Annotated in this window: 13 protein-coding genes; 4 read left to right on the plus strand and 9 right to left on the minus strand. The window is 73.8% G+C overall.

The window, feature by feature from the left end; all coding sequences use genetic code 11:
• Positions 1-19: 19 nt before the first annotated feature.
• Together ASF50_RS05245 and ASF50_RS05250 are read left to right on the plus strand one after the other, a co-directional pair.
• On the plus strand, positions 20-1,306 hold the full coding sequence (locus ASF50_RS05245) for a thymidine phosphorylase (RefSeq protein ID WP_056903694.1): 1,287 nt from the start codon (positions 20-22) through the stop codon (positions 1,304-1,306).
• A complete protein-coding gene (locus ASF50_RS05250; RefSeq protein ID WP_056903695.1) occupies positions 1,303-2,823 on the plus strand; it encodes a fused MFS/spermidine synthase in 1,521 nt (506 codons plus the stop codon). Before ASF50_RS05245 ends, ASF50_RS05250 begins: the two co-directional genes overlap by 4 nt.
• A gap of 16 nt (positions 2,824-2,839) precedes the next feature.
• Here ASF50_RS05250 and ASF50_RS05255 read toward each other — a convergent pair whose 3' ends face one another.
• Positions 2,840-3,295, minus strand: coding sequence for a MaoC family dehydratase (locus tag ASF50_RS05255; protein WP_056863875.1), 456 nt, complete (start codon positions 3,293-3,295; stop codon positions 2,840-2,842).
• A 118-nt stretch (positions 3,296-3,413) separates the two neighbouring features.
• On the opposite strand from ASF50_RS05255, the gene ASF50_RS05260 reads away from it, so the two are divergent.
• The gene (locus ASF50_RS05260; RefSeq protein WP_056903696.1) at positions 3,414-4,511 is read left to right on the plus strand and encodes an adenosine deaminase; all 1,098 of its coding nucleotides are present in this window, start codon (positions 3,414-3,416) and stop codon (positions 4,509-4,511) included.
• On the opposite strand, the gene ASF50_RS05265 is transcribed toward ASF50_RS05260, so the two are convergent.
• Positions 4,484-5,050: a hypothetical protein gene (locus ASF50_RS05265; protein ID WP_056863877.1), complete on the minus strand. Its 567-nt coding sequence runs from the start codon at positions 5,048-5,050 to the stop codon at positions 4,484-4,486. The genes ASF50_RS05260 and ASF50_RS05265 overlap by 28 nt on opposite strands.
• Positions 5,047-5,658: a hypothetical protein gene (locus ASF50_RS05270; RefSeq protein ID WP_056863878.1), complete on the minus strand. Its 612-nt coding sequence runs from the start codon at positions 5,656-5,658 to the stop codon at positions 5,047-5,049. The genes ASF50_RS05265 and ASF50_RS05270 overlap by 4 nt, the downstream gene beginning before the upstream one ends.
• Positions 5,659-5,727: 69 nt before the next feature.
• On the opposite strand from ASF50_RS05270, the gene ASF50_RS05275 reads away from it, so the two are divergent.
• Positions 5,728-6,417: a hypothetical protein gene (locus ASF50_RS05275; protein WP_056903697.1), complete on the plus strand. Its 690-nt coding sequence runs from the start codon at positions 5,728-5,730 to the stop codon at positions 6,415-6,417.
• A gap of 103 nt (positions 6,418-6,520) precedes the next feature.
• On the opposite strand, the gene ASF50_RS05280 is transcribed toward ASF50_RS05275, so the two are convergent.
• The 6 genes from ASF50_RS05280 to ASF50_RS05305 all read right to left on the minus strand — a co-directional run bounded on the left by ASF50_RS05280 (position 6,521) and on the right by ASF50_RS05305 (position 13,466).
• Positions 6,521-7,393, minus strand: coding sequence for an aldehyde dehydrogenase family protein (locus tag ASF50_RS05280; RefSeq protein ID WP_056863880.1), 873 nt, complete (start codon positions 7,391-7,393; stop codon positions 6,521-6,523).
• Positions 7,390-8,838, minus strand: coding sequence for an aldehyde dehydrogenase family protein (locus ASF50_RS05285; RefSeq protein WP_056903698.1), 1,449 nt, complete (start codon positions 8,836-8,838; stop codon positions 7,390-7,392). Before ASF50_RS05285 ends, ASF50_RS05280 begins: the two co-directional genes overlap by 4 nt.
• A gap of 4 nt (positions 8,839-8,842) precedes the next feature.
• Positions 8,843-9,823, minus strand: coding sequence for a deoxyribose-phosphate aldolase (gene deoC / locus ASF50_RS05290; protein WP_200920092.1), 981 nt, complete (start codon positions 9,821-9,823; stop codon positions 8,843-8,845).
• A gap of 67 nt (positions 9,824-9,890) precedes the next feature.
• Positions 9,891-10,883, minus strand: a complete 993-nt coding sequence (locus ASF50_RS05295; RefSeq protein ID WP_056903699.1) for a substrate-binding domain-containing protein — start codon at positions 10,881-10,883, stop codon at positions 9,891-9,893.
• A gap of 97 nt (positions 10,884-10,980) precedes the next feature.
• Positions 10,981-11,976, minus strand: coding sequence for an ABC transporter permease (locus tag ASF50_RS05300; RefSeq protein WP_082500192.1), 996 nt, complete (start codon positions 11,974-11,976; stop codon positions 10,981-10,983).
• Positions 11,973-13,466, minus strand: coding sequence for a sugar ABC transporter ATP-binding protein (locus ASF50_RS05305; protein WP_082502771.1), 1,494 nt, complete (start codon positions 13,464-13,466; stop codon positions 11,973-11,975). Before ASF50_RS05305 ends, ASF50_RS05300 begins: the two co-directional genes overlap by 4 nt.
• Positions 13,467-13,469 lie beyond the last annotated feature (3 nt).

The following is a 13,469-nucleotide window of genomic DNA, read 5'->3' on the forward strand; positions in this document are numbered from 1 at the left end:
CGTCGACAAGGAGCCCCACGTGAGCAAGCACGACGCGGTCGAGGTCATCACGACCAAGCGCGACGGCCAGCGCCTCAGCGACAGCCAGGTCGACTGGGTCGTCGACGCCTACACCCGCGGCGAGGTCGCCGACGAGCAGATGTCGGCACTGGCGATGGCGATCCTGCTCAACGGCATGGACCGCGCCGAGATCGCCCGCTGGACCGCCGCGATGATCGCGTCGGGGGAGCGCATGGACTTCTCCTCGCTCTCGCGGCCCACCGCCGACAAGCACTCCACCGGTGGCGTGGGTGACAAGATCACCCTCCCGCTCGCCCCGCTCGTCGCCGCCTGCGGCGTGGCGGTGCCGCAGCTCTCGGGTCGCGGCCTGGGTCACACCGGGGGCACCCTCGACAAGCTCGAGTCGATCCCCGGCTGGCGCGCGGCGCTGTCGAACGAGGAGATGATGGCCCAGCTGGAGTCGGTCGGCGCGGTCATCTGCGCCGCCGGCGACGGGCTCGCCCCGGCCGACAAGAAGCTCTACGCCCTGCGCGACGTCACCGGCACGGTCGAGGCGATCCCGCTCATCGCCTCCTCGATCATGAGCAAGAAGATCGCCGAGGGCACCGGCGCCCTGGTGCTCGACGTCAAGGTCGGCACCGGGGCGTTCATGAAGTCCGTCGACCGGGCCCGCGAGCTGGCGGAGACGATGGTCGCCCTCGGCACCGACGCCGGCGTGCGCACGGTCGCCCTGCTCACCGACATGTCGACCCCGCTCGGCCTGACCGCCGGCAACGCCCTCGAGGTGGGCGAGTCGGTGGAGGTCCTCGCCGGTGGCGGACCCGCCGACGTCGTCGAGCTCACCGTCGCGCTGGCCCGCGAGATGCTCACCGCGGCCGGCGTCACCGACGTCGACCCCGCCGACCGGCTCGCCGACGGGTCGGCCATGGACGCCTGGCGGGCCATGGTCGCCGCCCAGGGCGGCGACCCCGACGCCACGCTGCCGGTGGCCCGCGAGCAGCACGTCGTCACCGCCCCGGCCGACGGTGTTCTCAGCCGCCTCGACGCGATGGCCGTGGGCATGGCCGCGTGGCGCCTGGGTGCGGGCCGTGCCCGCAAGGAGGACCCGGTGCAGGCCGGCGCCGGGGTCGTGTGGCACGCCCGCCCGGGCGACGCCGTGCGCGCGGGCGAGCCGCTCCTCACGCTGCACACCGACGAGCCGGCCCGCTTCGAGCGCGCCCTGGCCTCGCTGGAGGGCGGCTACGACGTCGTGCCCGCCGGCACCGAGGTCGCCGTCGGCCCGATCGTCATCGACCGCGTGGGATGACCCCCGACCCCGCCGGCACCCCCGCTGGCACCCCTGCCGGCATCCCGGCCACGGGCCTGGGCCCGCGCGCCGCGGGCGCGCTGGTCTTCGGCTCCTCGGCGGCCGTGCTCGTGGTCGAGCTGGTGGCGCTGCGGCTGCTGGCGCCCTACCTCGGGCTCACCCTCGAGACCAACACCGTGGTCATCGGGATCGCGCTCGCCGCGATCGCCCTCGGCTCCTGGGCGGGCGGTCGCGCCGCCGACGTCGTCGACCCGCGGCGCACCCTCGGCGCGCTGCTGGCCGTCTCGGGGGTGGTCGTGGCGCTGACCCCCCTGCTGGTGCGCAGCGCCGCCGAGCTCGACTCGGGCGGACTGCTGCTGCCGACCGCGACGCTGACCATCCTCGTGCCCGGCGCCCTGCTGGCGGCGGTGACGCCGATGGTGACCAAGCTGCGGCTGACGACCCTGGCCGAGACCGGCACGGTCGTGGGCCGGCTCTCCGGGCTCGGCACCGCCGGGTCCATCGCCGGCACGGTCGTGACCGGGTTCGTGCTGGTCTCGACGGTGCCGGTCAGCACGATCCTGGTGGGTCTCGGCGTGCTGCTCGTGCTCGCGGGGGTCGCGGCCGACTGGCGCGTGCGCGGCTGGCGCGCCGGCGCGGCCGCCCTCGTGCTGGTCGGCGCCGCGGGACTCGGCGCCGCGGTGGCCCCCGGCGGCTGCGACGTGGAGACGACCTACCACTGCGCGGTCGTCGAGGACGACCCCGAGCGTCCCGACGGACGGGTGCTGGTGCTCGACGGGGTGCGCAACTCCTACGTCGACCTCTCCGACCCGACCTACCTCGACTTCGAGTACGTGCAGGCCGCGGCCACGGTCGTCGACACCGCCTTCCCCGCCGGCGAGGCGCTCGAGGCCTTCCACCTCGGCGGCGGCGGGCTGACGCTGCCGCGCTACCTCGCCGAGGTCAGGCCCGGCACCTCGAGCGTGGTCTCCGAGATCGACGCGGGGGTGATCGAGGTCGACCGCGACCGGCTCGGGCTCGAGACCGGCCCCGACCTCGAGGTGCGTGTCGAGGACGGGCGTCTGGGCCTCGACCGGCTCGCCGACGACAGCCGCGACCTCGTGGTGGGCGATGCCTTCGGAGGGGTCTCCGTGCCGTGGCACCTCACGACGGTCGAGGCCGTCGACGACGTGCACCGTGTGCTGCGGTCCGACGGCGTCTACGTCATGAACCTGATCGACCACGGCCCGCTGGCCTTCGTGCGGGCCGAGACGGCGACGCTGCGGGAGGTCTTCGACCACGTCGCCGTGCTCGCCCGGCCGGCGGCCTTCGCGGGCACCGCGGGCGGCAACGTCGTGGTCGTCGGCTCCGACCGGCCCCTCGACCTCGCGGCGCTGGCGGCGGGCCTGGAGCGCCGCGACCTGGAGTGGGAGGTGCGCGCCGACGCCGACCTCGACGCCTTCACCGGCGACGCCGACGTGCTCACCGACGCCTTCGCCCCGGTCGACCAGCTGCTCACGCCGTACGGCAGCGCCTGAGCGCCGCCGCGCGGGCTCAGCCCTCGAGCAGGAGGACGACGGTCTCGGCCACGCAGGCCGGCTTGGGCTCGTCCTCGATCTCGACGACGTGGCGCAGCGTGATCTGCTTGCCGGCCGGGAGGTCGGTGACCTCGCCCATGGTGACCGTGAGGCGCACCCGCTTGCCCACGCGGAGCGGGTTGGGGAAGCGGACCTTGTTGACGCCGTAGTTGAGCTTGGCCCCGGGGGTCTCGAGGGCGAAGACCGAGGACCCGAGCCACGGGATCAGCGAGAGCGTGAGGTAGCCGTGGGCGATGGTGCCGCCGAAGGGGCCCTCGGCCGAGCGCTCGACGTCGACGTGGATCCACTGGTGGTCGCCGGTGGCGTCGGCGAAGGTGTCGACGCGCGCCTGGTCGATCTCGACCCAGTCGCTGGTGCCGAGCTCCTCGCCGGCGGCGGCGGAGAGCTCGTCGAAGGTGCTGAAGGTGCGCATGGGGGGCCTCTCGTGGCGGGTGGCGGTCGTGGCGCCGGCCGCGACCGGACACCGTCTGGGGACCCTAGCGCGCCACCCGGCGCTCCGGTCGCGGGTGGCGGTGCGGGAGGATCGGGGGGTGACCGCACCGACCGCCCGCCCCACGCCCACCCACGACCAGGTGCGGCGCGCGCCCAAGGTGCTGCTGCACGACCACCTCGACGGTGGTCTGCGCCCCCAGACCATCCTCGAGCTGGCCGCCGAGGTCGGCCACGCGCTGCCCGCCGACTCCGCGGAGGCGCTCGGGGCGTGGTTCGCCGAGTCGGCCGACTCCGGGTCGCTGGTGCGCTACCTCGAGACCTTCGACCACACGGTCGCGGTCATGCAGCACGGCTCCGCCATCACCCGGGTCGCGCGGGAGTGCGTCGAGGACCTGGCCGCCGACGGCGTGGTCTACGCCGAGGTCCGCTACGCCCCCGAGCAGCACGTCGACGCCGGGCTCACCCTCGACGAGGTCGTCGCGGCGGTGGCCGAGGGCTTCGCGCAGGGTGTCGCCGCCACCGGCGGGCGCATCGTCGTGCGCCAGCTGCTCACCGCGATGCGCCACCAGGCCCGGTCGATGGAGATCGCCGAGCTCGCCATCGCCTGGCGCGACCGCGGTGTCGCCGGCTTCGACATCGCCGGGGCCGAGGCGGGCTTCCCTCCCACCCGCCACCTCGACGCCTTCGAGTACCTCCAGCGCGAGAACGCCCACTTCACCATCCACGCCGGCGAGGCCTTCGGGCTGCCGTCGATCTGGGAGGCGATCCAGTGGTGCGGCGCCGACCGGCTCGGCCACGGCGTGCGCATCGTCGACGACATCGCCGTCGCCGACGACGGCTCGGTCACCCTGGGCCGGCTGGCCTCCTACGTGCGCGACCAGCGGATCCCGCTGGAGATGTGCCCGGCCTCCAACGTGCAGACCGGCGCGGCGGCCTCGATCGCCGAGCACCCGATCAAGCTGCTCACCGACCTGCGCTTCCGGGTCACCGTCAACACCGACAACCGGCTGATGAGCCGCACGTCGATGACCGCGGAGATGGCCTCGCTGGTCGACGCCTTCGGTTACGGGCTCGACGACCTGCAGTGGTTCACCGTCAACGCGATGAAGTCGGCCTTCCTGCCCTTCGACGAGCGCCTCGCGATCATCGACGGCGTGGTCAAGCCTGGTTACGCCGCGCTGGCCGCCGAGGCCTGAGCCGACCGCGTCGGCAGCACCGCGAACCAGGGTCGCCGCCAGCGGCCGAGGGGGAGTGCGCCGTCGGCGTAGGCGTCGCGGGTCAGGGTGCGCACCGTGCCGGACCCGGGGTCGTAGACCCCCAGGCGGGCCGCGGGCCCGTCGCCGTCGCGTCCCACCGCGAGCAGCACGTGGCGCGGCAGCCACCGGTCGCCCACGTAGAGCGCGGCCGGGCCGTGGCCGACCGCGCGCAGCAGGTCCTCGAAGCGGCCGCGGGCCCGGCGCACCCCGTGGGGGCCGCGGGGCAGCGCGCGGGCGACGGCCCACGGGGGAGTGCCGACGGCGCGCGGCCACGGTGCCTGCAGGGCACCGGTCGCGTCCCGCGCCCCGGTCAGCCGTCGGTGGGCGGCCAGCACCTCCGCGCCGAAGCGGGGCAGGGCGCGCTCGGCGTACGCCGCGTCGTCCAGCATGCGCGCCACGACCACCACCGCCGCGCCGCAGGAGCGCTGGTCGGGCTGACGCAGCGCGGGCCCGAAGGGCAGCGGGGCGCCGCCGGTCACGGCGCCGGCGCCCCGGCCCGCAGGGCGTCGACCACGGCCACGGCCTCGTCGGGGGAGACCGGGCGGCAGCCCTTGGCCACGGCGTCGGCCACCACACCGCGCTGCGCGCGGGCCAGGGCGAGGCCCCGGCGCACCAGCACCAGCGGTGGCTTGCGGTGCTCGCGCAGGTCGCGGGTCAGGCGCAGCCAGAAGGTGAGCGCGGCCGAGCGACGGATGCACAGCGCCGCCCCGAGGATCCCCGCCTCGCGGGCCGGGCCCACGACGTCCTGGGCGAAGATGCCCTCGGCGAGGACGAGGTCGCCGCCGCCGAGGTCGAGCAGCCGGGTGCCGGTGCGACCGTCGTGGGCGATGTCGTAGACCGGCACCTCCGCGCGCCCGTCGCGGCACAGCGCGACCATCGCCTCGAGGGCGTCCTCGGGCAGCCAGGAGTCGGGGTGGTCCCAGTCGACGATGCCGGCGTTGGCGCCCTCGGTGATCCGCGGGAGCGTGGGGTCGCCCCCGGACTTGTAGAAGTCGTCGAGGCGCAGCACGGGCAGCCCGATCCGCTCCGCGAGTCGCGACTTGCCCGACCCGGAGGGGCCGGCGAGGACGATCACCCGGGCACGCACCGGCCCATTGTGCCGCCTGGCGCGGGGCGTCGGTGTTTCGGGGGCGGGCCCGGCGGGCAGGAGGGCCCCATGGTGGAGAAGAGGACCGCGCTCGGCGTCGCGGCGGGTTTCGTGGCGGGCGCGGTCGTGGTCGTGACGGCGACAGCCGTCGCCGGCGGGGGAGAGGCCCCCGTTGCCGACCCGCCCGACGTCTCCCCGCGCGTCTGCGGACAGGTGCTCGACACCTCCCTGCTGCGCAGCCTCGACTGGCAGGCGCCGGGTGTCGAGGCGACCGGCGACCTCGTGGCCGGTGGCTGTCGCCTGCGCGCCTACGACGTCGGCTCGATCGGCGTCCTCAGCGTGCCGGTCGTCGTCGAGGAGGAGCCCGAGGAGTCCGGCTCCACCGGGTCCTCCACCGGATCCTCCGCGGGGCCCGCCACGGAGGCCTCCGGCTCGCCCTCGACCGACACCGGGTCGGCGGCCCCCGAGAGCGACGAGGAGGCCGCCCAGCGCACCTGGGACGAGGCGTGCGCGCTGATGCGCTCGCGCGGCGAGACGGTGGAGTCGCCGGTCGTCGGCCTCCCCGCCGACCTCGAGGCCTGCGGCACCCTGCTCGACGGCGACGACCCGACGGGCGTCTCGCGGGTGTGGTTCCGCGAGGGCAGCGCCGTCGTGCGGGTGACCCTCACCGCCGCGCGCCCGGTCGACCCGGTCGCCGCGCGGCAGGCCGTCGCCGACGTGGTCACCGCCACCCGCAGCGCCCTGGCCGCCGCGGACTGACCCCGCCACGCGAGCCTCCTCCGCGAGCCCGCACGCGACGACGCCCCCGGCCGTGGGCCGGGGGCGTCGTCGATGTCGCTGCTGTCGGGGTGCGTGACTCGGGTCAGACGCCCATCGGGTGCCAGACCGTCTTAAGCTCCAGGAAGTCGGTCATGGTGTCGAGCCCGGGCTCGCGGGTGAAGTCGGGCTCGGCCGCCGGGGCGCGACGCACGCGCTTGAGGTTGTCGGCCGCGGCCACCTCCAGGTCGCGCGCCAGCTCGGTCTGGCCCGCGGTGCCGAGCAGGTCGAGGGCGTTGACGTCCATGTGCGAGGCCAGCCACGGGCCGAGGGTCGCGGCCGACCCGGTCAGCACGTTGACCACGCCGCCGGGCACGTCGGAGGTGGCGAGCACCTCGGCGAGGGTCACCGCCGCCAGCGGCCGGGAGTACGACGACACGACGACCGCGGTGTTGCCCGTGACGACGACCGGCGCGATCGCGGTGACCAGCCCGAGCAGCGAGGACCGCTCGGGGGCGAGGACGGCGACGACGCCGGTGGCCTCGGGGGTGGTGAGGTTGAAGAACGGCCCGGCGACGGGGTTGGCGCCGCCGACCACCTGGGTGATCTTGTCGGCCCAGCCGGCGTACCAGACCAGCCGGTCGACGGACTCGTCGACCACGCGCTCGGCCTTGCTCGCCGAGAGTCCCTCGGACTGCACGACGGCCTGCACGAACTGCGGGCGACGGTCCTCGAGCACCTCGGCGACGCGGTAGAGCACCTGGGCGCGGTTGTAGGCCGTGCGGCCCGACCAGGGACCGAAGGCCTTGCGGGCGGCGACGACGGCGTCGCGGGCGTCCTTGCGCGAGGCGAGGGCGGCGTTGGCCACGAAGGCTCCCTTCGCGTCGGTGACCTCGTAGGTGTAGCCGGACTCCGAGCGGGGGAAGGCGCCCCCGACGTAGAGCTTGTAGGTCTTGCGCACGTCGATGCGGTCGCTCATCGCTGTCCTCCCTCGAGGTAGGCCGCGAGGCCGTGACGGCCGCCCTCGCGCCCGTAGCCGGACTCCTGGTAACCGCCGAAGGGGCTGGTGGGGTCGAACTTGTTGAACGTGTTGGCCCACACCACGCCGGCGCGCAGCCGGCTCGCGATCTCCAGGATGCGCGAGCCCTTCTCCGACCAGATGCCGGCGGAGAGGCCGAAGGGGGTGTTGTTGGCCTTCTCGACCGCCTCGGAGGGGGTGCGGAAGGTCAGCACCGACAGCACGGGGCCGAAGATCTCCTCGCGGGCGATGCGGTGGGCCTGGGTCACCCCGGTGAAGACCGTCGGGGGGAACCAGAAGCCCCGCTCGGGCAGCTCGCAGGCCGGCGACCAGCGCTCGCCGGAGACCTCCTGCTCGCCGATGTCGGCCAGCTCGCGGATGCGGGCGAGCTGGGCGGCGGAGTTGATCGCGCCGATGTCGGTGTTCTTGTCGAGCGGGTCGCCCAGGCGCAGGGTCGACATCCGCTCGCGCAGCCGGTCGAGGACCTCCTCGGCGATCGACTCCTGCACCAGCAGGCGCGAGCCGGCGCAGCAGACGTGGCCCTGGTTGAAGAAGATGCCGGTGACGATGCCCTCGACGGCCTGGTCGACGGGGGCGTCGTCGAAGACGATGTTGGCCGCCTTGCCGCCCAGCTCGAGCGTGACCTTCTTGGAGGTGCCGGCGACCGTGCGGGCGATGGCCTTGCCGACCGCGGTCGAGCCGGTGAAGGCGACCTTGTCGACGCCGGGGTGGGCCACGAGGGCCTGGCCGGTGGCGCCCGCGCCGGTGACGATGTTGACGACGCCCGCGGGCAGGTCGGCCTGCTGGCAGATCTCGGCGAAGAGCAGCGCGGTCAGCGGCGTCGTCTCGGCCGGCTTGAGCACCACGGTGTTGCCGCAGGCCAGGGCGGGCGCGACCTTCCACGCCAGCATCAGCAGCGGGAAGTTCCACGGGATGACCTGGCCGGCGACGCCGAGCGGGGTCGTGCCGTAGCCCGCGTGCTCGAGCTTGTCGGCCCAGCCGGCGTAGTAGAAGAAGTGCGCGGCGACCGTCGGCACGTCCACGTCGCGCGACTCCTTGATCGGCTTGCCGTTGTCGATGGTCTCCAGCACGGCCAGCTCGCGGCTGCGCTCCTGGATGATCCGCGCGATGCGGTAGAGGTACTTGGCGCGCTCGCGGCCGGGCATCCGGCCCCACACGCGCTCGTGGGCCTTGCGGGCGGCCTTGACCGCGGCGTCGACATCGGCGTCGCTGGCCTCGGCGACCTCGGCGAGGACCTCTTCGGTGGCGGGGTCGACGGTCTTGAAGGGCGTGCCGTGGCCGTCGACGAACTCTCCGCCGACGAAGAGGCCGTAGGTCGCCTTGATGTCCACGACGGCGCGCGACTCGGGCGCCGGGGCGTAGTCGAAGGGGCTGCTGGGTGTCATGGGATCAGTCCAGGGTGAAGTAGTCGGGGCCGGAGTAGCGGCCGGTGCGCAGCTTGGTGCGCTGCATGAGCAGGTCGTTGAGCAGCGTCGAGGCGCCGAAGCGGAACCAGTCCGGGTCGAGCCAGTCGGCGCCGGCGACCTCGTTGACCATCACGAGGTACTTGATCGCGTCCTTGCTGGTGCGGATGCCGCCCGCGGGCTTCACCCCGACCATCTGGCCGGTCTGGCGGCGGAAGTCGCGCACGGCCTCCAGCATCACCAGCGTCACCGGCAGGGTGGCGGCGGGCTGCACCTTGCCGGTCGAGGTCTTGATGAAGTGGGCGCCGGCCAGCATGGCCAGCCAGGAGACCCGGCGGACGTTGTCGTAGGTCTGCAGCTCGCCGGTCTCGAAGATCACCTTGAGGTGGGCGTCCTCTCCGTCGGCGCGGGCGCAGGCCTCGCGCACGGCCACGATCTCCTCGAAGACCTGGAGGTAGCGGCCGGAGAGGAAGGCCCCACGGTCGATGACCATGTCGATCTCGTCGGCGCCGGCCTCGACCGCGTCGCGGGTGTCGGCGAGCTTGATGTCGAGGGCCGCGCGACCGCTCGGGAAGGCGGTGGCCACGGCGGCCACGTGCACGCCGCTGTCGCCGAGGGTCTCCTTCGCGGTGGTGACCATGTCGGGGTACACGCACACCGCGGCCGCAGACGGGCACGCCGGGTCGGCGGGGTCGGGGCGCACGGCCTTGGCGGCCAGCGCGCGCACCTTGCCGTGGGTGTCGGAGCCCTCGAGGGTGGTGAGGTCGACCATGCGGATGGCCAGGTCGAGCGCGTGCTCCTTGGCCGTGGTCTTGATCGAGCGCGTCGCCAGCGACGCGGCCCGGGCCTCGGCGCCGACCTGGTCGACACCGGGGAGCCCGTGGAGGAAACGGCGCAGGGACGCGTCCGTGGAGGCCACGTCGGCCAGGTCGCCGCTGGTGCGGAGAGCCTGGCCCGACGCGGGCACTGAGACTGTCACGACGTGAGATGCCTTTCGGGTGCTGCTGCCGGGCGGTCCGGCGAGGGGACGGTGATCACAGAGCGGCGCACGTGTCGGTGTCGCCGAGGTCCTCAAGCGTGGCACAGAAGTCGGCGACGTCCGCCTTCGTGACGAGCGTGCCTTCGAGCACCTTCGTCTCACCAGGCTCCTCGCCGTCGGCGATGGCTGCGGCGATCTTCATGACCTCCTTGCCCAGCGAGTACGGCGACTCCGCGTGCGTGGCGTACATGGTGCCGGCCTCGACCGCCTCCAGGGCGTCGGCGATGCCGTCGTTGCCGACCACCTGCACCGTGCCCGCCAGCCCCCGGCTCTCCAGGGCGGCGACCACGCCGAGGGCCATCTCGTCGTTGGCGGCGTACACACCGTCGATGTCGGGGTTGGCCTGGAGCACGTTGGTCATGACGTCGAGGGCGGTGCCCCGGTCGAACTCCGCGGCCTGGGTGGCCACGACCTCGATGCCGGGATAGGTCGCGATCTGCTCCTGGAAGCCCTGGCTGCGCTCCTGGGCCACGTTGGTGCCCATGATGCCCTGGATCTCGACGACCGTGCCCTTCTCACCGACGGCCTCGGCCAGCGCGTCGGCGCCGGCCTTGCCCGCCTGGACCGCGTCGTAGCCGATGAAGGTCTCCAGGTCACCGCCGTCGGGGGCGCGGTCGAAGGCCATGACGGGCACGCCCGCGTCGTTGGCCTGCTCGACCATGGCCGTGCCGCCCTGGCTGCTCACCGGGTCGATGATGAGGACGTCGGGCGTGCGGCCCACGGCGTCGACCGTGAGGTCGAGGGCGGCCTGGTCGCTGTTGTTGGCGTTCTGCACGCTGAGGTCGATGCCGAGCTCCTGCGCGCCCGCCTCGGCGCCGTCGGCGACCGACACGAAGAACGGGTTGTTCAGCGTGCTCATGACGAGCGTGGCGGTCTGGTCGTCGGCGGCCGCCTCCTCCCCGCGGCCGCAGCCGGCGAGCAGCAGGGTGCTGGTGGCGAGAAGCGCGAGGGTGGTGGTCCGCAGGGTGGGTCGCGGGGACAGTCGCATGGTGGTGCTCCGATCTGGGTGGGCGGTGCGTGGATGGGCGGTGCGTGGGTGGGCGGTGCGTGGGTGGGGACGTGTCGTGCAGGGTGTGCGGGCCGGGCTAGCCGACCGGGGTCGGGGCCGGGTCGCGGCGTCGTGTCGGGGTGGCGCGGCGCACCAGGCGGCGCAGGACCTCGCCGTTGCGGTCGAGGTAGACGGCGAAGAGGATGACGAGCCCCTTGACGACGTCCTGGAGGAAGGGCGAGACGTCGAGCAGGTTGAGTCCGTTGTCGATGGTGCCGAGCAGCACGGCGCCGATCGCCGTGCCGACGAGGGCGCCGCGACCCCCCGCCAGGCTCGTGCCGCCGATGATGACCGCGGCGATCGCGGCGAGCTCCAACCCGCTGCCAGCCGTCGGCTGGGCCGTGCTGAGCCGGGCCGTGAGGATGAAGCCGCCGATGGCGGCGAGCAGGCCGCTGATGACGAAGGCGGAGATCTTGACCCGGTCGACGGGGATGCCGGACAACCGTGCGGCCTCCGGGTTGTCACCCACCGCGTAGACGTAGCGGCCGAAGCGGCTGCGCGAGAGCAGCAGGCCGAAGACGACGAAGACGACGAGCATGATGAGGATGGGCAGCGGCACGCCGAGCGGCTTGGCGCGCCCGATCGCGCGGAAGCCCTCGTCGGCCACGGCCACGGGGTTGCCCTCGGTGATGCGCAGGGTGAGGCCGGCGACCACCGACATCATCGCCAGGGTGGCGATGAACGAGGGCATCCGGGTCTTGGTGACGAGCAGGCCGTTCACCAGCCCGGCGACGCAGCCGACGAGGAGACCCGCGCCGAGGCCGACCACGAGCGAGTGGTCCTGCAGGACCAGCGCCGTGGTCACCCCGGAGAGGCCGAGCACCGCGCCCACGGAGAGGTCGATCTCGCCCTGGATGATGACGAAGGTCTGGCCCGCCCCCAGCAGTGCGGTGACGGTGGCCGCGAGCAGCACGTTGAGCAGGTTCGCGGTGACGAGGAAGTCGGGGGTGGCGATGAAGAGCAGCACCGCCACGAACAGCAGCATCCAGATGGCGCGCAGCTCGCGTCCGAGGGGTCCGAGCTTGTCGATCATGAGGCACTCTCCAGGGCGTGGGCGAGGACGGACTCCTCGGTCAGGGCGGGTCCACTGAGCTCGGCGACGGCGCGGCCGTGCCGCACGACGATCACGCGGTCGCACATGGCGACGAGCTCGGGCAGGTCGGAGGAGACGAGGAGGATCGCGGTGCCCTCGCGGGTCTGCTCGTCGATGAGGCGGTAGATGTCGGCCTTCGCGGCGACGTCGACCCCCCGCGTCGGCTCGTCGAGCAGGAGGACGCGCGGGCGGCGCCGCAGCCAGCGGGCGAAGAGCACCTTCTGCTGGTTGCCCCCCGACAGGTCGCCGACCTCGGTGTCGACCGAGCGGGTGCGGATGCCCAGGCGCGTGACCATGTCGCCGGCGACCCGTCGCTCCTCGCCGCGGCGCACGACGCCGCGGGGGGCCAGGTCGGGCAGCGAGGCGAGGGAGATGTTGGCACCGACCGACTGCTGGAGCAGCAGCCCCTCGGCCTGCCGGTCGGGGCTGACGTAGGCGACGCCGGCCGCGATGGCCCGCCGCGGGCTCGAGAGCTCGACGACCTCACCGTCGATGCGGACCTCGCCGTCGACCGTCGAGGCGAGTCCGAACAGGCCACGCGGGATCTCGCCCTTGCCCGACCCGGCGACGCCGCCGATGCCGACCACCTCGCCCTCGTGCACGACCAGGTCGAGGTCGGCAACCAGGCCCGACGCGCTGAACCCGGACAGCTCGAGTCGAGGGCGCTCGGTCGGGGCCGAGTGCCGCGGGTAGAGGTCCTCCACGCTGCGACCGGCCATCGCGGTCACCACCTCGGCCTCGGAGGTCTCGGCCGGCGCCGCCGCCAGCGCCACCTGGCCGTCGCGCAGGACGACCACCTCGTCGGCGAGGGCGAAGACCTCCTTCAGCCGGTGGCTGATGTAGACGAGGGCGACCCCCTGGTCCCGCAGTCGCGCGACCTGGGTGAACAGCAGCTCCGACTCGGCGTCGTCGAGGGCCGCCGTCGGCTCGTCGAGGATCAGCAGCCGGACGTCCTCGCTCATCGCCTTGGCGATGACCAGCTGCTGCTGCTCGGCGACACCGAGGGAGGAGACGAGGCGGGAGGGGTCGACGTCGAGGCCGACACGGTCCAGGATCTCCCGCGCTGCCCGCCGCCGCGCGGCGCGGCGCACGGGGAAGCGTCCGAAGCGGGCGGTCGGGTCGAGCACGAAGAGGTTGGAGGCGATGTCGAGGTGGGGGAAGAGGTTCTGCCGGAACTCCTGGTAGATGACCCGGATGCCGCGGGCCATCGCGTCCTGGGGTCCGTGGAAGGCCGCCTCGTGGCCGTCGACGACCAGGCGTCCGCCGTCGGGCTGGTGGACGCCGGAGATGACCCGGGTGAGGGTCGACTTGCCCGCGCCGTTCTCCCCGACGAGGGCGGTCACCCGACCGGGCTCCACGGTGAGGTCGACGCCCTTGAGGACGGCGTTGTCGCCGAAGCTCTGGTGGATCTGGTGCAGCTCGAGTCGCACGGC

The organism is Nocardioides sp. Leaf307 (genome assembly GCF_001423135.1).
Classification (GTDB): Bacteria; Actinomycetota; Actinomycetes; order Propionibacteriales; family Nocardioidaceae; genus Nocardioides; species Nocardioides kribbensis.

Bases quoted from the DNA above. Each gene is read 5' to 3' on its own strand.
- ASF50_RS05295 (WP_056903699.1), bottom strand. From the start codon at position 10,883: ATGCGACTGTCCCCGCGACCCACCCTGCGGACCACCACCCTCGCGCTT.
- ASF50_RS05255 (WP_056863875.1), bottom strand. From the start codon at position 3,295: ATGCGCACCTTCAGCACCTTCGACGAGCTCTCCGCCGCCGCCGGCGAG.
- ASF50_RS05280 (WP_056863880.1), bottom strand. From the start codon at position 7,393: ATGAGCGACCGCATCGACGTGCGCAAGACCTACAAGCTCTACGTCGGG.
- ASF50_RS05275 (WP_056903697.1), top strand. From the start codon at position 5,728: ATGGTGGAGAAGAGGACCGCGCTCGGCGTCGCGGCGGGTTTCGTGGCG.
- ASF50_RS05300 (WP_082500192.1), bottom strand. From the start codon at position 11,976: ATGATCGACAAGCTCGGACCCCTCGGACGCGAGCTGCGCGCCATCTGG.
- ASF50_RS05250 (WP_056903695.1), top strand. From the start codon at position 1,303: ATGACCCCCGACCCCGCCGGCACCCCCGCTGGCACCCCTGCCGGCATC.
- ASF50_RS05285 (WP_056903698.1), bottom strand. From the start codon at position 8,838: ATGACACCCAGCAGCCCCTTCGACTACGCCCCGGCGCCCGAGTCGCGC.